Source organism: Sphingobacterium sp. MAE (genome assembly GCF_056711605.1).
This window is the reverse complement of the sequence record NZ_CM160044.1, coordinates 5,034,108-5,056,736: the sequence shown is the minus strand read 5'-3', so window position 1 is coordinate 5,056,736 and position 22,629 is coordinate 5,034,108. Positions and strand designations below refer to the sequence as shown.

Annotated in this window: 17 protein-coding genes and 1 tRNA gene; 7 read left to right on the top strand and 11 right to left on the bottom strand. The window is 40.0% G+C overall.

From position 1 onward, the window contains the following. Position 1: 1 nt before the first annotated feature. A complete protein-coding gene (locus tag AC06G9_RS21515; protein ID WP_480957188.1) occupies positions 2-3,214 on the top strand; it encodes a SusC/RagA family TonB-linked outer membrane protein in 3,213 nt (1,070 codons plus the stop codon). Positions 3,215-3,237: 23 nt separating this feature from the next. Continuing rightward, the gene (locus AC06G9_RS21510; RefSeq protein ID WP_480957187.1) at positions 3,238-4,608 is read left to right on the top strand and encodes a RagB/SusD family nutrient uptake outer membrane protein; all 1,371 of its coding nucleotides are present in this window, start codon (positions 3,238-3,240) and stop codon (positions 4,606-4,608) included. Between the two features lie 61 nt (positions 4,609-4,669). Here the strand turns inward: AC06G9_RS21510 and AC06G9_RS21505 are convergent, their stop codons facing one another. The 3 genes from AC06G9_RS21505 to AC06G9_RS21495 all read right to left on the bottom strand — a co-directional run bounded on the left by AC06G9_RS21505 (position 4,670) and on the right by AC06G9_RS21495 (position 6,703). Further along, positions 4,670-4,954 (bottom strand): hypothetical protein, encoded by a 285-nt coding sequence (locus AC06G9_RS21505; protein ID WP_480957186.1) that lies wholly within the window; start codon positions 4,952-4,954, stop codon positions 4,670-4,672. A gap of 148 nt (positions 4,955-5,102) precedes the next feature. Next, entirely contained in the window at positions 5,103-5,588 is a 486-nt protein-coding gene (locus AC06G9_RS21500) for a MauE/DoxX family redox-associated membrane protein (RefSeq protein ID WP_480957185.1), read from the bottom strand. 125 nt (positions 5,589-5,713) lie between these two features. Continuing rightward, complete coding sequence (locus AC06G9_RS21495; RefSeq protein WP_480957184.1) at positions 5,714-6,703, bottom strand: helix-turn-helix domain-containing protein; 990 nt, start codon at positions 6,701-6,703, stop codon at positions 5,714-5,716. Positions 6,704-7,078: 375 nt separating this feature from the next. Here AC06G9_RS21495 and AC06G9_RS21490 point away from each other — a divergent pair, with 375 nt between their 5' ends. After that, positions 7,079-8,815 (top strand): hypothetical protein, encoded by a 1,737-nt coding sequence (locus AC06G9_RS21490; protein WP_480957183.1) that lies wholly within the window; start codon positions 7,079-7,081, stop codon positions 8,813-8,815. A 155-nt stretch (positions 8,816-8,970) separates the two neighbouring features. Here AC06G9_RS21490 and AC06G9_RS21485 read toward each other — a convergent pair whose 3' ends face one another. From AC06G9_RS21485 to AC06G9_RS21475, 3 genes are all read right to left on the bottom strand, one after another. Beyond that, positions 8,971-10,281, bottom strand: coding sequence for a site-specific integrase (locus AC06G9_RS21485; RefSeq protein WP_480957182.1), 1,311 nt, complete (start codon positions 10,279-10,281; stop codon positions 8,971-8,973). 249 nt (positions 10,282-10,530) lie between these two features. Continuing rightward, positions 10,531-10,602, bottom strand: a tRNA-Glu gene (locus AC06G9_RS21480). A gap of 136 nt (positions 10,603-10,738) precedes the next feature. Then, on the bottom strand, positions 10,739-11,380 hold the full coding sequence (locus tag AC06G9_RS21475; RefSeq protein ID WP_045753745.1) for a 4'-phosphopantetheinyl transferase family protein: 642 nt from the start codon (positions 11,378-11,380) through the stop codon (positions 10,739-10,741). 378 nt (positions 11,381-11,758) lie between these two features. Between AC06G9_RS21475 and dcd the strand changes: the two genes are divergently transcribed. Continuing rightward, a complete protein-coding gene (gene dcd, locus AC06G9_RS21470; protein WP_094771694.1) occupies positions 11,759-12,295 on the top strand; it encodes a dCTP deaminase in 537 nt (178 codons plus the stop codon). A gap of 176 nt (positions 12,296-12,471) precedes the next feature. Here the strand turns inward: dcd and prfB are convergent. Next, positions 12,472-13,555 (bottom strand): peptide chain release factor 2 gene (gene prfB / locus AC06G9_RS21465; RefSeq protein WP_248755182.1). Its coding sequence is split into 2 segments (ribosomal slippage): positions 12,472-13,494 and positions 13,496-13,555, totalling 1,083 coding nucleotides; the frame shifts between segments, so codons are not numbered across the junction. 197 nt (positions 13,556-13,752) lie between these two features. On the opposite strand from prfB, the gene pgi reads away from it, so the two are divergent. Then, entirely contained in the window at positions 13,753-15,405 is a 1,653-nt protein-coding gene (pgi, locus tag AC06G9_RS21460) for a glucose-6-phosphate isomerase (protein WP_480957181.1), read from the top strand. Between the two features lie 90 nt (positions 15,406-15,495). Here pgi and pfkA read toward each other — a convergent pair whose 3' ends face one another. From pfkA to AC06G9_RS21440, 4 genes are all read right to left on the bottom strand, one after another. After that, positions 15,496-16,470, bottom strand: a complete 975-nt coding sequence (pfkA, locus tag AC06G9_RS21455; RefSeq protein ID WP_045755144.1) for a 6-phosphofructokinase — start codon at positions 16,468-16,470, stop codon at positions 15,496-15,498. A gap of 165 nt (positions 16,471-16,635) precedes the next feature. Continuing rightward, entirely contained in the window at positions 16,636-18,330 is a 1,695-nt protein-coding gene (locus tag AC06G9_RS21450; protein WP_480957180.1) for a protein-disulfide reductase DsbD family protein, read from the bottom strand. A 297-nt stretch (positions 18,331-18,627) separates the two neighbouring features. After that, the gene (locus AC06G9_RS21445; protein ID WP_045755146.1) at positions 18,628-19,077 is read right to left on the bottom strand and encodes a protein-disulfide reductase DsbD N-terminal domain-containing protein; all 450 of its coding nucleotides are present in this window, start codon (positions 19,075-19,077) and stop codon (positions 18,628-18,630) included. A 222-nt stretch (positions 19,078-19,299) separates the two neighbouring features. Then, positions 19,300-20,070: a biotin--[acetyl-CoA-carboxylase] ligase gene (locus AC06G9_RS21440; protein ID WP_052627720.1), complete on the bottom strand. Its 771-nt coding sequence runs from the start codon at positions 20,068-20,070 to the stop codon at positions 19,300-19,302. Positions 20,071-20,119: 49 nt separating this feature from the next. Between AC06G9_RS21440 and rsfS the strand changes: the two genes are divergently transcribed. After that, positions 20,120-20,494 carry a ribosome silencing factor gene (rsfS, locus tag AC06G9_RS21435; RefSeq protein ID WP_045755147.1) on the top strand — a complete coding sequence of 125 codons (375 nt, stop codon included), beginning with the start codon at positions 20,120-20,122 and terminating at the stop codon, positions 20,492-20,494. 42 nt (positions 20,495-20,536) lie between these two features. Continuing rightward, complete coding sequence (ftsH, locus tag AC06G9_RS21430) at positions 20,537-22,609, top strand: ATP-dependent zinc metalloprotease FtsH (RefSeq protein ID WP_045755148.1); 2,073 nt, start codon at positions 20,537-20,539, stop codon at positions 22,607-22,609. Positions 22,610-22,629: the final 20 nt, after the last annotated feature.

Here is a 22,629-nt window from a genome sequence, read left to right as displayed (position 1 = left end):
TATGAAAGAAAATATACTTTTAATTGCTTTATTCTTCTGTTTTAATTTAGCACATGCACAGCATAAGCTGAATGGTATCGTAGTTTCGGGAAGCACTAACAAGCCTCTTGCTTCCGTATCCATCAATGTCGATGGTGCAGCAGTTGGTATGACACTTTCAGATGGAAACTTTTCCCTTAACGTCAGGAATAGAACACCGACAGTCGAGTTCACTATCATCGGGTACCGAACAAAAGTCATACGGCTTTCCCTGCCTTTGGACACCCTATTATCGGTTGGTCTGGAAGAAGAGATAAACCAGCTTTCAGAAGTCACCATAATCAATACCGGCTACCAAAGCCTACCGAAAGAAAGAGCCACCGGATCGTTTGTACAGATAGACAATGAACTGCTCAACCGTCGGATCAGTACCAACATCCTGGATAGACTGGAGGACGTTACGCCCGGATTGCTGATCAACAGAAACGGAAGAACCGGTGAAGGGGCATTGGCCTCCATCAATATCCGGGGTCAGAATACGATCTACGGCGATGCGAGCCCATTGATCGTCATCGACAATTTTCCCTTCGAAGGAGATATATCCAATATCAACCCGACCGATGTGCAAAGCATTACCGTGCTGAAGGATGCCGCTGCGGCATCGATATGGGGGGCAAAGGCCGGTAACGGCGTGATCGTGATCACAACTAAAAAGGCAGCTTACAACCAATCCGCTCAGATCAGTATCAACAGCAATCTGACAATCGGTCAGAGACCGGATCTATTCTATCAGCGCCGGATGTCGTCGTCCGATTTTATCGAGATCGAAAAAATGCTTTTTGGGCAGGGCTATTATAATGCAGCGGAATCCGACATCGCAAACCCCGCGCTAACACCCGTGGTTGAACTATTGGTTGCCAAGCGCGATGATCCGACATTGGCCAATGAAATAGATGCGCAGATTGACGCACAGAAATCCCATGATGTACGGAATGATTATGAAAAATACTTCTATCGCAGCAGCAGTAGGCAGCAGCACAGTCTAAATATCAGTGGCGGTAGTCCGCAGCACCGCTATATGCTGTCAGCGGGTTACGATAAAAATCTGGACGATCTCGTACAGAATGGGTTTAACCGTGCGACGGTCAACGCTGGGAACACCTTCTCCTTTTTGAAGGACAGGCTCGAGCTGACCACAAACATCTACTTTACGCATAGCAGAACGATGATCGATAATCCCGGGACAAATCTGATCGGTCTCGATGGGAACAGTGCCTCCATGTATCCCTATGCCAGACTGGTCGATGATCAAGGTAATGCTCTTGCCATAAACCGGGATTATCGGAACAGCTTCAAACAAAGGGCTCTTGAAGATGGCCTGTTGGACTGGACGTATCGGCCTTTGGACGAAATCTATCTAACGGACAATACGGCCACTTCGAAGGACTACCGGATCAATGTGGCGCTTAACTATAAAATATTACCAAGCTTGACAATCGATGCTTTGTATCAATATGGCGGTACAGAAAGATTGACCCGAAATCTGCGGAGCGCCGAATCGTACTATGCACGGGACCTGGTCAACAGGTTTACACAGGTTAGTTCCGCAGGTGTATTGTCCTATCCGGTACCTCCGGGAGGGATATTGGATCAGACCAATACCGATCTGGACAACCACAGTATCCGGCTTCAGCTAAACTACGCCAAAAACTGGTCCGATATCCATGAAGTGAATGCCATTGCAGGCTATGAGCTTCGGGATTACCAGACCAGGGCAACAACCAACCGCATGTACGGTTATGAGGATGAACATGCTACCCTATCGAAAGCAGATTATATCCGTATCTACCCCCAATATTATAATACAGGCTATTCTACAACCGTGCCTTTTTACGACGGCGCTACCGAACTGACGGATCGCTATCTGTCCTATTATAGTAATGCTTCGTATACTTATTTGAAAAGATATATTTTATCGACCAGTGCCCGTTTGGACAGGAGCAATCTCTTTGGTGTGAATGCCAACCAACAGGGGGTTCCGCTCTATTCGGCAGGATTGGCATGGATAGCCAATAATGAAAGCTTCTATGATCTGGATTTTCTGCCATACCTAAAATTGCGTGTCACCTACGGTTACAACGGCAATGTAAATAAATCGCTATCGGCATACACGACTGCACGATATCTTTCAGGAAATGCCATTAACCAGACCTATGCCGCAATTGTGAACCCACCGAATCCCGAACTGCGTTGGGAACGGGTCAGGATGATAAACCTCGGGATAGACTTCGCCACCAGGGGAAACCGCATCAGTGGCGCCATAGAACCTTATTTCAAAAAAGGTATCGATCTAATCGGGGATATTGCCTATGCACCCTCCAGCGGGATAACAACATTCCGTGGCAATACGGCCAATACGCAGGGTAGAGGTTTGGATATCACCTTGAACAGCAAGAATATTAATGGCAGGTTCAAGTGGGAGACAAATTATTTATGGAGCTATGTCAGGGATAAAGTGGTGGACTATGAACTGACTTCGGGTACGACGAACTACCTTTATTATAGCGAAACTACCATCTATCCCTTATCGGGAAAACCGTTCTATTCTGTATATAGCTATCAATGGGCCGGTCTTAACCCTGAGAATGGCAATCCCCAAGGGTATCTCGATGGAGCGGTAAGTGAAGATTATACTACAGTCCTTGCTGCTGCTACACCGGAAAATCTGGTCTACAATGGTCCGGCACGTCCGACTACATACGGTTCCTTGCGCAATACGTTTTCATATGACAGGTTTTCGTTATCGTTCAATATTTCCTACCGGTTCGGATATTACTTCAGACAGAGAGGCATATCATACAATACCATCCTGACCGGACAGAGTTATCTTTTCGGAAGATATGCAGACCGTTGGCGGAAGCCCGGTGATGAACTTCATACAACCGTCCCTTCCATGCCCGATGGGCAGGTGTCAAACCGGGATCTTTTTTACATCTACTCGGGTGCCAATGTGGAAAAAGCCGATCACATACGTTTACAGGATATTTCTTTCAGTTATTCCCTTGCCCAAAAACAACTCTCAAAGATTGGCCTTGGCCAAGCACAGGTATACATATATGCCAATAATATCGGTATTCTCTGGCGAGCTACAAAATCCGGTCTTGATCCCGATTATGCAAATGCAGACTATACACCTGTCCGTACTTTAGGAATGGGCATAAGATTGGGACTTTAACGTTTAATCTCAAATCAAAAATTATGAAAAATAGCATATTTATCCTTTTATTTCTCTTTGGTACACTGCAGTCCTGCCAGGATGAATTCTTAGAAACGAAGTCTGATAAGTCCCTATTGGTTCCAACTACACTATCCGACTTTCAAAACCTACTGGACAATTTGGATGTTTTTAATATCACGCCAGCTTTACAGATAATCTCATCTGATGACTATTATAGTACAGATCTAAAAGTGAATTCATTTAATAATCTGTATGAAAAAAATTGTTATATCTGGGAACAGGATATATTTGAAGGAGCCTCTGCCCCAGACTGGAACTCCCAATATAAACAAATCTTTTATGCTAATGTAATATCTGAGGGATTGAAGAAAATATATCCTTTGTCCGAAACTCAGGAAGAATGGAACGCTATTAAGGGAAGTGCACTGTTTCATCGCGCATTTGCTTTTTATAATCTAGTTCAGATGTTTGCCAAACCGTATGATAAAAATACCGCAGATCAGGATTTGGGTATACCTATCAGACTTGAAGCAGATGTAAATATAAAATCTACAAGAGCAACGTTACAGCAAACCTATGATCAGATCATTAATGATTTAAAAGAAACTGAAAATCTTCTGCCTTCAGAATCGACCTATCAGACCCGACCCAACAAAGTTGCGGCACAAGCGCTTCTTGCAAGGGTGTACCTTAATATGGAAGATTACGAGAATGCACTCTTTTACGCCAAGAGCTGCCTGAAATACAATAGCACCCTCATTGATTATAATACTTTAAGCAAGACTGCTTCAAGCCCATTTCCGTCTTTACCAGGCAATAAAAATGATGAAGTAATCTTTTATTCAAGATTGACATCGTATACCTTTTCAACCTCCAGTAACACCACAGTTGATCCGAAACTTTATGATAGCTATAATAATGATGATTTAAGAAGAGTAATATTCTTTAATGCAACGGCAAATCCTGCATATTTTAAGGGAAGGTATACAGGAAGTACTTTACGTATATTTGGAGGTTTGGCAATCGATGAAATGTTTCTAATAAAAGCCGAATGCGAAGCTAGAGTCGGTTCACATTACCTGGCAATGAATGACTTGAATACATTATTGAAATCAAGATGGTCAAATTTAGTCCCTTATCCGGTATTAGCAGCATCACATAAAGACGACGCATTAAAACAAATTTTGGATGAAAGACGGAAGGAACTTCTTTTCCGAGGGCTGAGATGGGGCGATCTCAGGCGTCTTAACAAGGACAGTCGATTTGCAGTAACTTTAACACGCACTTTGAATAATCAGACTTATGTGCTTTTGCCAAATAGCAATAGATATACATTTCCTCTTGCTGCAGAGGAAATAAATTTTAATAATCTGGAACAGAACCCAAGATAATTTATAAAAGGTGCGGAACAAACATCTCCGCACCTTAAACACATAGCAATATTATAGACACTTATTGGGCGAATGTGCCCTCTTCGGTTTCTCTAATAATTGGGTTTGAAGCGGTATTTGGATCTACTCCTGCATCATACGAATTAGTGCAAACAAGATTCGAAGTATTACATTCATATTCCCCAGTTACCTGAACCCATTGATTATTTACAGGATTACGAGTCCACTTTACCGTACTTTGTTTGCTTTCGGCAAAATTGAAACTCATTAGCATTAAGGCTGCCGCTCCAATTAGAGCCAAACCTAATTTATTTACTTTTTTGACTGTTGCTATGATCTTTTTCATGGCATTATTATTTAAGGTCCTGTTCCCTTTCTAATTTGGAGACAGGAAAGTTGTTAACGCTACAATCCCCAGAAGCCCTGATTTTCACGTTGTATATTGTTAATTAGCTTTCAGCAGGAGGGGCTTTCCTCCTGCATAAATAAATCATTCAATTCCGGGCAATCTCCTTTCTAAGTTTAAAACCTGTTAAAATATCTCTCCTCCAACCATAGTGTGCATTCAGTCCAATAAGTGCGATGACAATCCATAGGATATTGAAGATAAGATGGACACTATAAGGTAATTTGCCGATTATTCCCCCACAAGAGCAGGGAATGCGTCCGAATATATTGGTCATTACGATGGCTAGGTAAAGCGTAAAAGTAACAAGTAAAAAGAGTGATCCCCACAGCGCTTTGATCTGGATCGTTGGAAAAAGTAGTCCGAGCATAAGGACGATCTCCACCGAAGGCACTAGCCATGTAAGCATATTGGCTACAGATTTGGAGAATACCTGATTTTGCATTTCCCATTGTGATCGGTCATAGTCCATGAGTTTACTGAATGCTGCATAGAAAAACAACAGCGCGATAAGTGCGGTGGTAACGACAAGTATTGTCTCTCTTTTGCATGTATGTTCTGTTAAAACTTTCATTTTCCCAATTGTTGTACCACAAAGTTACTCATGAAGTTGTCGCCAAACACAGTCGATTTTCCGAAGAAAAGTACAAATTTTCTGAAACTAACGGAAAATGGACGGTACCCGTTCCAAGATGTTCATCATTTCTTATTTCTTTCCCTGTAGTTTGCAGGTGAGAGACTATAGAAGCCATAAAATACTTTAAAAAAGTGTGACCCTTCTGAATACCCTACAGCTAATCCAATTGCGCTGGTTGTAAGATCGGTTTCTTTAAGCAGCTTCGCCGCCTTAGCCATACGCAGATCCCTGATATGCTTATGCAGGCTTTTTCCAAATAGGAACATAGCATATTCCTCCACTTTATGCCTGGCTATACCGAGATCCTGAACGATCTGGCTAACGGATGCGCCGCTTTCCATGCAATAATTGGCTTCAACGTACATGATCAGCGCATTGGCGATCTCCGCGGAAAGCTGCCTCTTTATATAGTTTCCGCTTTCAAGCAGTCCGTGGTATAGGGTGACCAGCCTGGCAGCGTTAACCACCAGTTCAGCATGGTATGTAAAAGGATCGGAGCGTACGATACGCATAGCTTCCCACAGGTCGGCCATGGGCTGTGCCAGACGGCACATCGGCAGCACGGCTATTTTATCGGTGCCTTCGAGTAGACAGTCCACCAACGGAGCAATCTGCGGAAAAGGCGTTCTGGTTTTCGTCAACCAATCCCTGTCCAGCGACACGACCATCATGTTATGCTTTCCCGAACTTGCCCTGAGCCGAAAATCAGTCTGCGGATTGTAGCTCATATACAGTACGCCGGCCATAGCATAGGATACCAAGGTATCCTGCAGATAGAATTTGACAAAGCCTTCTATCATGATGACGACAAATACGGTCGGCTTATCAACGCTGAAGTTGATCGATACCTCGTCCAGCGCCTGCATCTCGATCAGCTGCATATGGTTACGCAAAAAACTGGTCTGCTGGATCGACATATTATAATCAGGGTGAGCGACAGTATCCCAGAGGATCCCCCGGATGGGGAAACTGACATGATCGGGGCGGTCTGTGACACCGGACTGCTTTGCTAGTGTTCTTTCGTCGTGGTGTATGGTTACAGGATTATGCATAATTTGAACTCCATTCCTTTTTAATCAGCCATCCAATAGAGAGGGGAATATAAACAGATCCGTCCCGTCCTTCAAATTTATTCGACGAATGCGTAATTTACCAGGATAAACTGCAACCCGAGCCCCTGAAATCAAACTGGTCTGAAATCTTAAAATTAACACTTTTACATCATATAATTTGCTTTATTAGGGAAGGAGGTTACCGTTTCTGTGATCTGGTCACTTAATTTTTTTGACCCGTCCGGCTATTTTTGTTAAATTAGAGTATTCTGTAGCAAAAGGTGTGTCGGGGAACAGAAGATACTTTGGCCGCTCCGAAAGGCAGTTTCAACGAACCAGAACACCCAAAGTTACGGCTTGCAAAAAAGCGATAACATGAGGAACATCTTGCGTGAACACCCCCTTTTTGTGGATATAGGAGAAAAACCTGTCGCACCGCCTTTCCTGCTGGAACCGGACAGAAAGGATATGGGTGAGCGCTATTTCGTGGCGGAATCCGTGCAGGAGTCGCCAAGCTGCACGCTCAGTGTCTTCTCGGTATGGGAGGGCAGCTCCCATCTGCGGATCTGCAGGTATACTGTCAAAAAGCCGGTAAGTATTTTCTCTGTTCCCAATGAGGAGGTTGTGACGTTCCATCTGCAGTTCGGCAACGTTGCTGTATGCTCGTTCGGCAATATGCCTCCAAAAACCTGTCATGCGGACATGGGACAGCTGTTCTGGCAGGGGAAACAGACCCTGGAGTACCAGCTGACCCCGGGAGAGCATTTCCATGTAGATCTTTTTTTCAAAGGACCGTTCGTACCCCGTCTGTTACATGAAGGCCAAAAGATTGTCTTCTGGGAACAGGACCTCGAAGAGATCCCCGTTACGACCGTGTTTTACGAAACCGGACTTGAGAAAGAATGCCGGGTGCAGATCATGGATTTTGCCGAGAGGATACGTTCGTACGCTGTGTCGGAGTTCGGGTATGATAGTTTCTGCCAGTTTCTGCTGGGGAGTTATTTCAAACCGGACAGGGCTAAGGCAAGGGAGTCACTAAAGCATCTCCTCTATGGGAGTTCCGGGCAGGGCATCTCCAAAGACTATGATGGCCACACATTCTACGAAGGCATATACGGCGACGCTCTTTCCCGTCTGGAGCGTCTGGACAGGAGTCGCTTGCTGCAGCGCTTCCGGTATATGAGGGGAAAGTTAAACGTACAGCTCGCAGATTACGACAGTGTCCGCTCGCTTCTCCTCAGACCAAAGAGAGCCAGTACAAAAATCCACTATGACACCAGAATACTGTTAGGACTGTACTATTGGCTCGGAGATCTGATCGTTCAGGAGATCGAAGAACAGACGCATACCCTGAAAGACAGGGAAATGTTGCGGCTCTGCCTGATCGGCGTCTACCAGGAGGCGTTCGGCCTTCAACCTCCGGACAGTTTACGCATGGAAAATTATCGGCAGCGTGCAAGACCGTGGGAGGATGAGGACAGAACGGTCATCTATCCTGTCTACGAAAGTGTCCTCAGATCGGCAAATACTCCCAGGGCTGAGAAAGAGGAGCTGAACATGCCCAATTTCATGAAAGAAGTCTATTTCCACTTCCCCGATCCGGAGGAGAATGCCAACAGCCTTCGACACCCCTGGAAGGAACTGGCTTCGTGCTATGCACGTATACGGTCCGGACTGGAAACTGCAGAAGGGAAACTACCGGACGCCCTGCGCAAGGAAATTGCATCAGAATCATATCTCAACTATGTCGAAGAGGAAATGGAGGCTCTTACGGTTCTGGAAATACGTTATCTCTCCATGTTGCGCGACTACATGGAAACCATAGATGACAATACACTCCGCTGGTTTCTGGTGGTTCTCAAGTCTGAGCTGAACGAGCAGTCTACCAGACAACTGGAACTATGCCGCTTGCAGGGATACCATCTGCTGGTACTTTACAGGGAACTCCGGAAATGGCCAATAACGGATATTTCGGGATTTCGTGGGGAATACGCAACCATAAAGGAAATGGCGGAAGATGTACGCACATTGGCTACGGACATCTTCCTTATCGGCGAAAGGGAACTTGTCATGTGGTTCTGCAATATTCTCTGCCGCTCATTATGGAGGTAGCGTCGATTATGCACGGCAAACAATCTTCGTGTCGTCATTACATCGCATTTAATTCCCGTTTATTTACTTTCCCTTTCTCAACAGCCACCGCCTTTTCCATCAGGACAAATACGGATATTTATACACCAGTGATTACCGAAATCGGACTTACCCCGTCATTCGGTCTTTTCCTTCCGCAGGTAGGGTGAAAGGACAAAAGAAGGCATCGATCCGGAGTTTAGTCTTGGTATTCTTGTATCATATTTCGGTGTTTTATTACCGAGTGCTTCCTCCAGCTTGGCCATGTCACGACCGATCCGGGTATCCAGTAGTTTGGCGTAATGCTGGGTGGTCTTGATATCGGTATGCCCCAGCATCTTGGATACGGTTTCAATAGGCACATCATTGGATAAGGTAATCGTCGTGGCAAAAGTATAACGTGCCATATGGAAGGTCAGTTTCTTCGTTATGCCACATAGGTCTGCGATCTCTTTAAGATAGCTGTTCATCTTTTGATTACTGAGGACGGGAAGAAGTTTACCTTTGGAAACACAGGGCGGATAATCGCTGTATCTGGAAAGGATTTCCAGTGCCTTTGGCAGTAGGGGGATATTCGAAGCCGTTTCCGTTTTCTCCCGGTTGGTGAATATCCATAGTTTTCCTCCGAAACCTCTTCCGATATCATCATCAGAAAGCTTTTTGACATCGGCGTAGGATAGCCCCGTGTAGCAGCAGAACACAAAGATGTCACGAACATGTGCCAATCTGGGGATGGTTAACAGCTTGCGTTCGATACGTTCCAGCTCGTCCTCGGTCAAAAAATCTTTTTCTTTCGCTTTGGCAGAATTCTTATAGAATGCAAAGGGATCTTCCATAATCCATTTATGTGCAATGCAAAGTTTGACGATCTTTCGTAGATGCTTGATGTACTTTGCCGCGGACACTTCCGAACAGCCGAGTGCGGAGCGAAGGAAAAATTCATAACCGGCAACAAAGCCATGATCCATCTTTCGTACCTCAATATCCTTTAGGTTAAGACTTTCGTTCAGATACTTTCCGATATGTGAAAGGGAAGTGTTGTAACCCTTCAGTGTATTGGGCTTAAAACCGTTTCCCAACAGCACTTTCATCTGCTCGTTGTGTTCAAGAAAAACAGCCAGCAATGATTTTCTCGGGATATCCTTTCCGAGATACTTCATTTTAATGGATTCCGCAGTAATATCCTCTTCGCTTTTGGTCATCTGCAGATGGGTATCTGCCAATTTGTGTTCGAGGGTGTCCAGATAAGCGTTCAGGGTTTTGACATCCTCTTTGGTTCCCTTGGCACGGTTAGCCTTTGATATCCACTTTGCAGGATCGCATTCCCGTCCTGTGGAAACCTCTTTAGGTATTCCATCTACGGTAATACGCATGTAGATCGGCTTAGGGCCGTTTACGTAATTTTTTGGTTTCTTCAAGTAGAAGAGCAAGGAATAATTTGTACTCATGATCAAGTCATTTAAGTGAAACAAAATTAGCCTTGCAGCCGAACGAAATCAAGATGTCCATTTTTTAAACAAGCTGTGAAACAGCAGGTTAAACCATTTCCAGTGAGTAGTCTAGATTTAAAAAATGACTCACCGAATGACTCACTTTTTTATTGGGAAAAGTTGAAAGTTTTGTAGATACCGATAAAACAAAAAAGCCTGCAATCATTTGATTTGCAAGCTTTTAGTATGTTTTGACGTTTAAGTCTGTAGCCCGTAGGGGAATCGAACCCCTGTTTCTAGAATGAAAATCTAACGTCCTAACCCCTAGACGAACGGGCCATTTTGTTTATTAATGTGATGCAAAGATAAGCGCATTTTTTACTCTTCCAAAATAAATGTCACACCTTTTTCGTAACTGTTTGAATCTGAATAAAATTATTTTTTTTTCTCTTACGTTTTGAATACAAAATTGGCCTTATTCGACCACATATGCTAATAAATAGTCATTGAACTTCTCATAGTAGACATCAAAGGAGCGATTGTGCTTTTCACTTGTTAAGTATAATCTCAATATTCCTTCTTCTTCATATTCAAAGGGGGCGATGGTCATATTGTGTAGGAAGGAAACACCGATGTTGCCCTGCAGTTTGTAGACTGCTTCTTTTGCACTCCAGCAAGCATATAGTTGTTCGATACGATTTTTATCGTTAGAAATAAAGCTAAGTTCTTGTTCTTTGAGAAATTTATGTGCGATGCGCTCTACTTTTGATTTGATCAATTCCATATCAATGCCTACTTCGCCAGTTGAACTTACAATTGCGCCTGCGTAATCAAAAGAGTGCGTAAGGGATATTTTTTCAGGAAAATTGGCTAAGTAAGGTTTTCCATTTTTATCCGAAGGGCAGTCAATGTAAGCCGTTGTATTGAGCAATGTCCGCAATAGTACACGAGTAGCGAGCCAGTGCAATCGTCGCTTACCATTGGAGAGACTCATGAGTTTCTGTTCCTCTATTTCATCCAATTGTAATTGCTCAGCTAATGTTTGTTCATCTTCTTCAATTCGCCAAATTGCAAATTTGGTATGCTGATCCAATTCTCGTAGGTATACTAAGCTCATACTCAAACTTAGATAAATTTGATTTGATAAGCAATATTATTATATGGATAAAGCAGTAAAGATTTTGTTTGAGCCTATTTATCTTCATATTCTATATCCTGTTGTCGTTTTGTTTGTGTTTTCCTTTATTTTAAAACTTTTCATGACAGAAATTCTACTATAAACTATTATAAATCATGTAAAATTTCAATAATACTTTTCCTTTCACACTAAAATGGTTCTTGATGGAAGCGGAGAAATAGATAACTTTGTTGCTGATATAGCATATTTTAAATTGTAAATAACACAAATTTATCTAAGTTTGAAAATAAATGGTTAGTGTGGGTTCAATGGAAAAATTTGAAATTCAGTTTTAATCATATGTAATAAAGAAAAATCATGATTTTATCAGATAAACGTATACTTGAAGAAATTGAAAAAGGCCATATTGTTATAGAGCCATATGACCGCAAATGCTTAGGAACAAATTCTTATGATGTTCACTTAGGAAAACATTTAGCGACCTACAAAAGTCGTGTATTGGATGCTAAGAAACATAATGAGATTGATCACTTTGAAATTCCTGAAGAAGGATTCGTTCTAGAGCCCAATACATTATATCTTGGAGTTACTTTAGAATATACAGAAACACACCAGCATGTCCCTTTCTTGGAAGGAAAATCAAGCACCGGTCGTTTAGGTATTGATATCCATGCAACAGCAGGAAAAGGCGATGTTGGATTTTGCAATACTTGGACATTGGAGATTTCCTGTGCGCAGCCAGTACGTATCTATGCTGGTATGCCAATTGGGCAGTTGATTTATTTTGTTGTCGAAGGTGAGGTGGAAACGCTTTATAATACCAAGGGCAATGCTAAGTATAATACGAAAACGACAAAACCTGTGGAGTCGATGATGTGGAAAAATTCATTTTAAAGAAAAGGTACACGGCAATTAAAATCAATATTTCCGGTATTGCCTTCTTATAGCACATATTAAAAAAAAACACCAGCTTATCAAGCTGGTGTTTTTTTATCCTTGGATATAAATATGCAAAAAAGATTAATTTTCAAGGGTGCAAGACATAATCTATAAAAACTTTTTTTGATCTTTTATCCTCCGAATTCCATTAAATATGATTTTAAGAATTCATCCAAATCTCCATCTAATACAGCTTGAGTATTGGACGTTTCGTGATTGGTTCTTAAATCCTTAATTAATTTATAAGGATGTAAAACATAATTTCTTATTTGGGAACCCCATTCGATTTTCTTTTTGTTGCCTTCTATTGCGTCTGTTGCTTCTTGACGTTTTCGCATTTCAATTTCATACAACTGTGACTTCAGTAATCGGAAAGCATTCTCCTTATTTTGCAACTGCGATCTAGATTCTTGATTTTTGATGATGATACCAGTCGGTTTGTGATGCAGTCGCACAGCAGTTTCGACTTTGTTCACATTTTGACCACCAGCACCACCGGCACGGAATGTATCCCATTCGATCTCAGAATCTTTTACTTCGATTTCAATATTGTTGTCGATTAGTGGGTATACATATACCGATGCAAATGACGTATGGCGCTTACCATTAGAATCAAAAGGTGAAATTCTAACCAAACGATGGACACCATTTTCTCCTTTTAAATATCCGTATGCAAAATCTCCAGAAATTTGAAGTGTTACTGTTTTTATTCCTGCGACTTCACCTTCTTGAGAATCCTGTTCAGTCACTTTGTACCCGTTTTTCTCACCCCACATGATATACATGCGCATGAGCATAGCCGCCCAATCACAGCTTTCTGTACCTCCGGCACCTGCAGTAATTTGTAGAATTGCATCGAGCTGATCTTCTTCAGCACTTAGCATATTTTTAAATTCCAACTCTTCTACTGCTTGTAGCGCAATATGATATTGTTCATTAAGTTCTGCCTCTGTAGCATCTCCAGCTTGGTAGAATTCATACAATACTCCCGTATCATCGACAGAGGCGGCGACTGCATCGAAATGATCTGTCCATACCTTCTGTACTTTGATCGATTGCAATATTTTTTCTGCTGCTTTTGAATCGTTCCAAAAATCAGGTTCTAAAGTAATTGCTTGGTCTTTTTCTAATGCTTCTTTTTTGACATCAATGTCAAAGATGCCTCCTCAGGGAAGTTACACGATCCCTCAAATCTTGAATTTGTTCTTTGGTCATAATAACAAAGATACAGCTTTCTGCACTAATTGCCCAAAACCTCCTTGATCAAGTGTGATGATCGTGATCAATTTTTATATTTCCTCTAATCGTATACTTAGATAGTAGGGGAGAAATCATCAAATTTCTTGTATATATGCTACAATTAACATGGTAAATAAAACAAATTTATCTAAGTTTGATTAAAATAGAAATATATGTTACCAAAAATAGATTTTACACAGACTGCTGCTTACCGTTATTTAGCAGATCATTACATCAGTATCAATGCGCATAGCTTAAGAGATTTGTTTCAAGAGGATTCATTTCGATTTGAAAAATACAGTATTGAATTTAATGATCTGCTGTTAGATTATTCAAAGAATAGAGTGAACGATGAGACTTTAGCGTTGTTACGTCAATTGGCTAAAGAATGTCATCTAAGTGAAGCTATTGATGCGATGTTTGCCGGAGAGAAGATCAATGAAACAGAAGGAAGACAGGTGTTACATACGGCTTTACGTAATCAATCCGGAAAAGCAGTCTTAGTTGATGGTAAAGATATCATGGAAGACATCAATGCGGTGTTGGCGCAGATGGAGTCCTTTACGCAGCGTATACTTTCTGGAGAATGGAAAGGCTACACCGGTAAAACGATTACTGATGTGGTCAATATTGGTATCGGAGGGTCGGATTTAGGTCCTGTGATGGTGACTGAAGCTTTAAAAGCTTACCGTACACATCTCCATATGCATTTTGTATCAAATGTAGATGGAACGCATATTGCAGAAGCGATTAAAGGTCTTGATCCCGAAACTACTTTATTTTTAATCGCTTCAAAGACTTTTACAACTCAGGAGACAATGGCTAATGCCAACACGGCTAGGGATTGGTTTATAAAAAGTGGTGCCAATAAAGCTGATGTTGCGAAGCACTTTGCCGCTTTAAGTACGAATACGGCTGCGGTTGCTGAATTTGGTATTGATACAAAAAATATGTTCCAATTTTGGGATTGGGTTGGCGGTCGTTACTCTTTGTGGTCAGCGATCGGTTTATCGATCAGTTTGGCTATCGGTTTTGACCATTTTAAAGAGTTACTATCAGGAGCTTACGAGGCTGATGAGCACTTTAGAACTGCGCCATTTGAACAGAATATTCCGGTTACGTTAGGTTTATTAGGAATCTGGTATAATAATTTTTTCGAAGCAGAGAGCCATGCCATCTTACCTTACGATCAATATTTACATCGTTTTGCTGCTTATTTTCAGCAAGGTGATATGGAAAGTAATGGTAAGAGCGTAGATCGCAACGGTAATGCGATTGATTATCAGACAGGACCCATTATTTGGGGAGAGCCAGGTACAAATGGCCAACATGCCTTCTATCAATTGATACATCAAGGAACCAAATTGATTCCTTGTGATTTCATTGCACCTGCGATTAGTTTAAATCCGATTGGCAAACACCATCAGATGTTATTGTCCAATTTCTTTGCGCAGACAGAAGCATTGATGAACGGTAAATCTGAAGAAGTTGTTGTTGCAGAATTAAAAGCATCTGGTAAATCAGAAGAAGAAATTGAACGTTTGAAAAACTTTAAAGTATTTGAAGGAAATAGACCGAGCAACTCCTTTTTACTTAAAAAAGTAACACCACGTTCTTTAGGAACTCTAATAGCCCTATATGAGCATAAAATTTTTGTGCAAGGAATCATTTGGAATGTATTTAGTTTTGATCAGTGGGGAGTTGAATTAGGAAAACAACTTGCTGGACAGATTCTTCCTGAATTGGAGTCCGAAGATATTATTACGACGCATGATTCATCAACCAATGGATTGATCAATCAGTATAAAGCTTGGCGATCAGCATAGCTAGACAAAAAAAAGCGAGGTTAAGTGTACTTAATCTCGCTTTTTTATACGTTATTTATTATAAAAACTTATCGATATATCGCTTTCTTTTTATAAAGAAAGAATCTCCACGATTCTCAATAAATTTTGATTGATCGAGTCTATATGTTTAATTGCTTTTTTGAAAGATATGAATTCAACCTCACCATGGACTAATCCAGCCATTTCACCTTTGCGACCTTCTAATAAAGCCTCTACAGCAGCAACTCCCAATCGACTAGCCAACACCCTATCCATACAAGTAGGGCTTCCACCACGCTGTATATGGCCTAGTATAGAAAGGCGAACATCATATTTAGGGAAGTTTGCTTTAATTTTTTCAGAAACCACCATTCCTCCTTCAGCATCGCCTTCGGCAACGATGACAATGCGAGATGCTTTGCTTTTACGCGTTTTATCTAAGCGTTTCATAATGGCATCATAATCGACGTTAAATTCGGGTATCAATACCGCTTCCGCACCCGTACTGATGCCAGATCTGAGTGCAATCAATCCCGAATCTCTACCCATCACTTCTATGACAAAAAGTCGATCGTGTGATTCTGCTGTATCTCTAATTTTATCAACAGCTTGTACAACCGTATTAATCGCTGTATCGTATCCTATCGTAAAATCCGTCCCTGCAAGGTCGTTATCAATTGTTCCTGGGAGACCAATAATTGGAATATCAAACTCTTCAAGGAATTTAGAAGCACCAGTGAACGTTCCATCACCACCAATGACAACTAGGGCATCGATCTGATGTTGCTTGATGTTTTCATAAGCTTTTTGGCGGCCTTCTACCGTTCTAAATTCGTCGCTTCTCGCTGTTTTTAAGATCGTGCCACCGCGCTGAATGATATTAGCGACAGATTTTACATCCATGGCAAACATATCGCCATTGACCAAACCATCATAGCCTCTCCTTACCCCAAAAACATTCAAATCATTATATATACCTGCTCTAACTACCGCGCGAATGGCAGCATTCATCCCCGGAGCATCTCCTCCAGATGTTAATACTGCTATATTTTTAATATTACTCATATTTCAAACTTAAATAAATTGTCTCTTATATGCAATATAAATCAGTTGAATATAAAAAACAATAGTGGTGATATGATTTGTTGTAGGTGTAGTTGAGTACATATCCATGCTCTACTACATTTTTTCTTTTCCTAATTACAGACCTATTCTGTTCTTAAGAATAGCTTATTTTTTAGCGTTGAAGGCATCAATGCCACTTTGTAAATACTTAGCATATTCAACAGGATCATAGTTTGCTCCTGAAGGTGGGACTAAAACATTTCCTTCCGTATCAACGATAACATAGAGTGGTTGCGAATTGCTATTGAATTTAGAAGCTTGGAAATCGGAGTTTTTATTTCCGATATTTTTTATCTTTTTACCAGAATAAGCAGATATAATCTGTTCTTCAACGGGCAATTCCGTACGATCATCTACAAAAAGTTCCGCCATTACAAAACCTTCTTTTAATAATTTCGCGACATTTGGATCTGTCCAAACGTTTGCTTCCATCTTTCTACAATTGACACAGTTCCAGCCTGTAAAATCAATTAAGACAGGTTTTTTTAATTCTTTGGCTGTTTCTAAAGCTTGGTCATAATCATAGTAAGGATCAAATCCTTTAGGTGTACCACGCTCGTGAAATATCTCGGCATATTTTTTTACCTTACCATCTGAGTGTGCTGGTGAAGCATTTGCTATTCCTGCCGATAAATCAAAATCTTGAGTGGCGGATGGTGGTAGGAAAGCGGAGATTGACTTTAATGGTGCTCCCCATAATCCGGGAATCATGTACATCACAAATGAAAAAACGACAATTGCTAAAAATGTACGAGGAACCGATAAAAATTTTAACTCACTGTCATGTGAAAACTTAATTTTCCCAATTAAATAAAGACCCATTAAACCGAATATGACGATCCAAAGCGATAGAAAAACTTCGCGATCTAACCAGTTCCAATGATAAGCTAGATCCACATTGGATAAGAATTTTAGTGCTAGTGCTAACTCTAGAAATCCTAATACAACCTTTACACTATTTAACCAACCACCAGATTTTGGAAGAGATTTTAAAAGAGAAGGAAACATGGCAAATAAACCAAAAGGGATAGCGAGTGCAATTGAAAAACCAAGCATACCGATTGCTGGTCCTAATCGTTCACCCTTTGATGCGGCTTCTACCAATAAAGTTCCTATAATAGGTCCAGTACAGGAGAATGAAACTAGGGAAAGACTAAAAGCCATAAAGAAAAGACCTACTAAACCACCTTTATCCGATTTGGCATCCATTTTATTAACAAATGAACTTGGGAGTGTAATTTCGAAAGCCCCAAAGAAAGACGCTGCGAAAGCCACCAATAATAGGAAGAATATAAAATTGAACACCCCATTTGTTGACAAAGCATTGAGCGCATCCGAACCAAAAAGAATCGTGATGATCATTCCTAAAGCTACGTAGATGATAATGATAAAAAGACCATATAATAAAGCTTTACTGATACCATTGGCTCTCGATCCAGACTGTTTTGTGAAAAAACTAACCGTTAGCGGCAACATCGGGAAGATACAAGGCATTAATAGCGCTGCAAAACCCCCGATCAGGCCCGCAAGAAAGATTCCCCATAGTGATTTTTTTACTTCAGGAGTTGCTGTAATGGCTATATTTTGTGTGTTTTTAGCCGTATCTTGAGTTATTGTGTCGGGACTTTCAGAAAAAACCAAATCTGTAGGCACTTCTGATAGTGTTGAGGTATCGGCAGATTCGGAAAATTCGATTCCTTCTACACTAAGCAATGAGTCTTGCGTCGATGCGAAAGAGAAAATAGGAATGAATAAACTGAAAATAACGAAGTAGAGTAAAAATAGTTTCTTTTTAGCCATTTTTTGTAGAGTTCATATGTAATTTGTAAAATTAGAAAAAGGTGATGAGAATCCTCTTATCTTTTAGTAGTTGTAAAGTCAATTTTACTTCATGAAGACCAATTTATGGACTCTTCTTACTTGAAAGCTATCTTATTAGGGGCTATTTTTATAAAATTAACATCTTATTAAAGATCAAAGTGATCTTAAACAAAATAGTCGACGATCTCAACCGAACCTTGGTCAAAAGAAAAACGCTATTTAGATCGTTTTTTTACATGATCTAAATAGCGTTATATGTGTTGTAATTAGTTTTTACTATTTAATAGTAACTGTAAATGCATAATCGGTTGGAGGCAGACATTGTGTTTTATCACATGCTTGGTATTCAACAGAACCCTTTACCGTTGTAGTTCCCTTATTCAGTTTTACTTTTTGTTGGAAAACAACTTCCTTATTAAAATAACCTACATTCATTTTAAATACTTCTTCATACTTCATTGCTGGTTTTGGTTCCGCAGTTTTACCGTTTAAAGTATAATCTTTAGAAGCTGTATATGTAAATGAAGTTGGAATAGGACCATTTTCACCTATGTTCTGAGAATAGATATGCCAACCATCCTGAATGGTAGCTTTAATAAAGATAACAGCTTCCTTACTGTTTAATTTTTTCGAAGCAACAGTCCATTTCACTGGATTATGGATCTGAGCTACGGCACCTGAAATAGCAAAAAATAATACTGCTATTATTAATGTTAATTTTTTCATGGGTATATATTTGTTTTTTAATTTATAAAGCTATCATAAGCATTTGTTTCACTGTTTGTTATTGCTTATGATGGTTTCATCAGAATAATTTGTTATTATAGTTATTTAAATCGTTATTGTGTTTTAGTATGACATCAAAACATAGCTAAAGTTTAATTTAGTTTAGCAAATTTAGTGCTTTGATGAGATATATTTATCTGAGGATCGTAAATATTTTTTTACTTACAACACATACTTGATCTCATGAAGATTGAACGTCATTATTTCGCCATCTATTTCTGATTGTAATTGACCATTAGGCAATACCTGAATGATTTTTCCCTCTATTTCTACATCAGCAATTTTATAGGTCTTTATTTCATTTTTTCTAAAAAGATATTGATTGAACTCTTGCAGTTGCTGCACTTGATTTCCTTGTTTCAAGCGTTTATACTCCTGGTCTAAAAATAAATATAGTTCATTTGCTAAACTGGCTATATCATAATCCTCGTGGCTATCATTAATAGATTTTAGTGATGTAATATGTGGATTGTCTATAAATGTGGTCTGATTTATATTGACACCTATTCCGATAATACTCGTTCCAATCAGATCTCCTTTGATGCTGTTTTCAATTAGTAGCCCAGATATCTTTTTTTGGTTTACATAAATGTCATTCGGCCATTTAATTTGCACGACTTCCTTCGTTTTGGTCTTTAACCATTTCATTATTCCAAGACAGATTGCACATGATAAGGCAAATTGCTGATCGATTTTCAGAAAATGGGGGTATAGTAAAATTGATGTAATAATATTTTTACCCGGTTCTGTGATCCACATATTGCCCCTTTGACCTTTACCAGCATATTGTTCAACTGCTAAAATGGCAGAACCCTCATCCTGTGGCGTGAATTTTGACAAGTTATCCTTGAAATAATCATTTGTGGAAGACACTCGGTCGATAGTAATTACATTTTGACCAATGATAAGTCCTGAAAATGTGTTATTTTGCAAAGTGAAAAAAATTTAATTGTATATAATAGCAAAACTATAATATTTTTTAATGGATAAAAATAAAAGTTCGGAATTGTCAACGCGTCTGTCAGAGGTTGTTGTTTATGGTATGCAAGAGAAGAAAGCAAGTGAAATAGTGCGATTGGATTTGAGAAATATTAACAGTTCTGTTTCTGATTATTTTGTCATTTGCCATGCCGACTCACATATTCAAGCCAATGCAATAGCAAAAAGTGTGGAGGATGAAGTTTACAAAACATTTGGTCAAGATCCTCAATATAAAGAGGGTCATAGTATCGGAGAGTGGTTGATATTAGATTTTGTAGATGTGGTCGTTCATATTTTCAAAAAGGAAAAAAGAGCCCTCTATGCGATAGAAGATTTATGGGGTGATGCTCAAATTCAAAATTTTCAAAGTGCTTAGATTAGTAGAAAAATAGATTTAAAACGATATAAATAAGATAGAATGAAGAAAATACCAACTGGTAAAATAACCCCAAAACCGCCCAAGTTTAATATCTTGTGGTTAAGTTTTGCTTTGATAGTGGTCTTTTTTGCCTTACAATACGTTTTTAGCGATACAACGGCTAAAAAGATTACTTACAGTGAGTTTGAATCTACAATCTTACCAACAGGAGATGTAGAGCGGTTAGAAGGAACGAAGAAAAATGACCTCGTACAGATTGACGTTTATATTAAGAAAGATCGTTTAAAAGATGAAAAATATAAAGATGTTGCTCCTGGACCTAATGCGTTAGCTTTAACGCCAGTTACGGGACCACAATACTTTTTCACAGAAGCTTCTGCAGAGATTTTAGCTGCTAATTTAAAGGCCGCACAAGAAAAACTGCCTGCAGGTACACCTCGATTAAGTGTCAGTTATGAAGATCGTTCCAATCCTTGGGCTAATTATTTTGTAACCTTTATTTTACCATTAGTCGTGATGGTATTATTGTGGTTATTCTTAATGCGTCGCATGAATGGTGGTGGTGCTGGAGGTGGTGGCCAAATATTTAATATTGGTAAATCTAAAGCGCAACTTTTTGACAAAGAATCATCCATTAATATTACATTCAATGATGTCGCTGGTCTAGAAGAAGCAAAACAAGAAGTCATGGAGATTGTGGATTTCTTGAAAAATCCGCGTAAGTATACCAATTTAGGTGGTAAGATTCCGAAGGGAGCTCTGTTAGTCGGCCCTCCAGGAACAGGAAAGACATTACTTGCCAAAGCAGTTGCTGGTGAAGCGCAAGTTCCTTTTTTCTCTTTATCAGGTTCTGATTTCGTTGAAATGTTTGTCGGTGTAGGTGCTTCTCGTGTACGTGATTTATTTAAACAAGCGAAAGAAAAGGCACCATGTATTATTTTTATTGATGAAATTGATGCTATTGGTCGTGCTCGTGGTAAAAACTCGATGATGGGTGGTAACGATGAACGTGAGAATACTTTAAACCAATTATTGGTGGAGATGGATGGTTTCGGTACAGATTCAGGTGTTATCATCTTGGCCGCAACAAACCGTATTGATGTATTGGATAGTGCTTTACTTCGTCCAGGACGTTTTGATAGACAAATTTCGATAGATAAGCCAGATTTAATTGGACGTGAGCATATTTTTAAAGTACACTTAAAGCCTTTAAAATTGTCTCAGGAAGTTGATGCTAAAAAATTATCGGCACAAACTCCTGGATTTGCAGGCGCTGAAATTGCCAACGTTTGTAATGAGGCTGCTTTAATCGCTGCACGTAAAAATAAGACAGAAATCGATATGCAAGATTTCCAAGATGCAGTAGATCGTGTCATTGGAGGGTTGGAAAAGAAAAATAAAATTATCTCTCCAGAAGAGAAAAAGATTGTTGCTTATCATGAAGCAGGCCATGCGATTGCTGGTTGGTTTTTAGAGCATGCTGATCCATTGGTCAAGGTGTCTATCGTACCGCGTGGTGTTGCGGCATTGGGTTATGCCCAATACTTACCGCGGGAGCAGTTCTTATATACAACAGAGCAGTTAGTCGATAGTTTGTGTATGACTATGGGTGGCCGTGTTGCCGAAGATATTACTTTCGGACGTATATCAACTGGAGCTCAAAATGATTTGGAACGTATCACAAAATTGGCATATGCTATGGTTGCGATCTATGGTATGAATGAAAAAGTAGGAAATGTTTCTTTCCGTGATGGATCCGAACAATTTCACAAACCTTATTCTGACAAAACGGCAGAGTTGATTGATTCTGAAGTTCGTAACTTGATCACTGATGTTTATACGAGAACAAAACAATTGTTACTTGAAAAACAAGATGGCTTAATCGCTATCGCAGAGAAATTATTAGAAAAGGAAATCTTGTTCCAAAGCGATTTAGAAGAAATATTAGGAAAACGTCCATTTGATACGAAGACCACTTATGATGAATTTGTGAATAGTGGAGATGGAGGTGGTGTTCCACAAACGGATCTACCTTTAGATGTTTTACCAGAAGAAGCTAGTGTCGCAGACCCTAAAATTGGGATCAAAGAAGAAGATAAGCCAAACACATAAATTTAATTATACAGCGCTTC

Bases quoted from the DNA above. Each gene is read 5' to 3' on its own strand.
- AC06G9_RS21515 (WP_480957188.1), top strand. From the start codon at position 2: ATGAAAGAAAATATACTTTTAATTGCTTTATTCTTCTGTTTTAATTTA.
- AC06G9_RS21510 (WP_480957187.1), top strand. From the start codon at position 3,238: ATGAAAAATAGCATATTTATCCTTTTATTTCTCTTTGGTACACTGCAG.
- AC06G9_RS21505 (WP_480957186.1), bottom strand. From the start codon at position 4,954: ATGAAAAAGATCATAGCAACAGTCAAAAAAGTAAATAAATTAGGTTTG.
- AC06G9_RS21500 (WP_480957185.1), bottom strand. From the start codon at position 5,588: ATGAAAGTTTTAACAGAACATACATGCAAAAGAGAGACAATACTTGTC.
- AC06G9_RS21495 (WP_480957184.1), bottom strand. From the start codon at position 6,703: ATGCATAATCCTGTAACCATACACCACGACGAAAGAACACTAGCAAAG.
- AC06G9_RS21490 (WP_480957183.1), top strand. From the start codon at position 7,079: ATGAGGAACATCTTGCGTGAACACCCCCTTTTTGTGGATATAGGAGAA.
- AC06G9_RS21485 (WP_480957182.1), bottom strand. From the start codon at position 10,281: ATGAGTACAAATTATTCCTTGCTCTTCTACTTGAAGAAACCAAAAAAT.
- AC06G9_RS21475 (WP_045753745.1), bottom strand. From the start codon at position 11,380: ATGAGCTTAGTATACCTACGAGAATTGGATCAGCATACCAAATTTGCA.
- dcd (WP_094771694.1), top strand. From the start codon at position 11,759: ATGATTTTATCAGATAAACGTATACTTGAAGAAATTGAAAAAGGCCAT.
- pgi (WP_480957181.1), top strand. From the start codon at position 13,753: ATGTTACCAAAAATAGATTTTACACAGACTGCTGCTTACCGTTATTTA.
- pfkA (WP_045755144.1), bottom strand. From the start codon at position 16,470: ATGAGTAATATTAAAAATATAGCAGTATTAACATCTGGAGGAGATGCT.
- AC06G9_RS21450 (WP_480957180.1), bottom strand. From the start codon at position 18,330: ATGGCTAAAAAGAAACTATTTTTACTCTACTTCGTTATTTTCAGTTTA.
- AC06G9_RS21445 (WP_045755146.1), bottom strand. From the start codon at position 19,077: ATGAAAAAATTAACATTAATAATAGCAGTATTATTTTTTGCTATTTCA.
- rsfS (WP_045755147.1), top strand. From the start codon at position 20,120: ATGGATAAAAATAAAAGTTCGGAATTGTCAACGCGTCTGTCAGAGGTT.
- ftsH (WP_045755148.1), top strand. From the start codon at position 20,537: ATGAAGAAAATACCAACTGGTAAAATAACCCCAAAACCGCCCAAGTTT.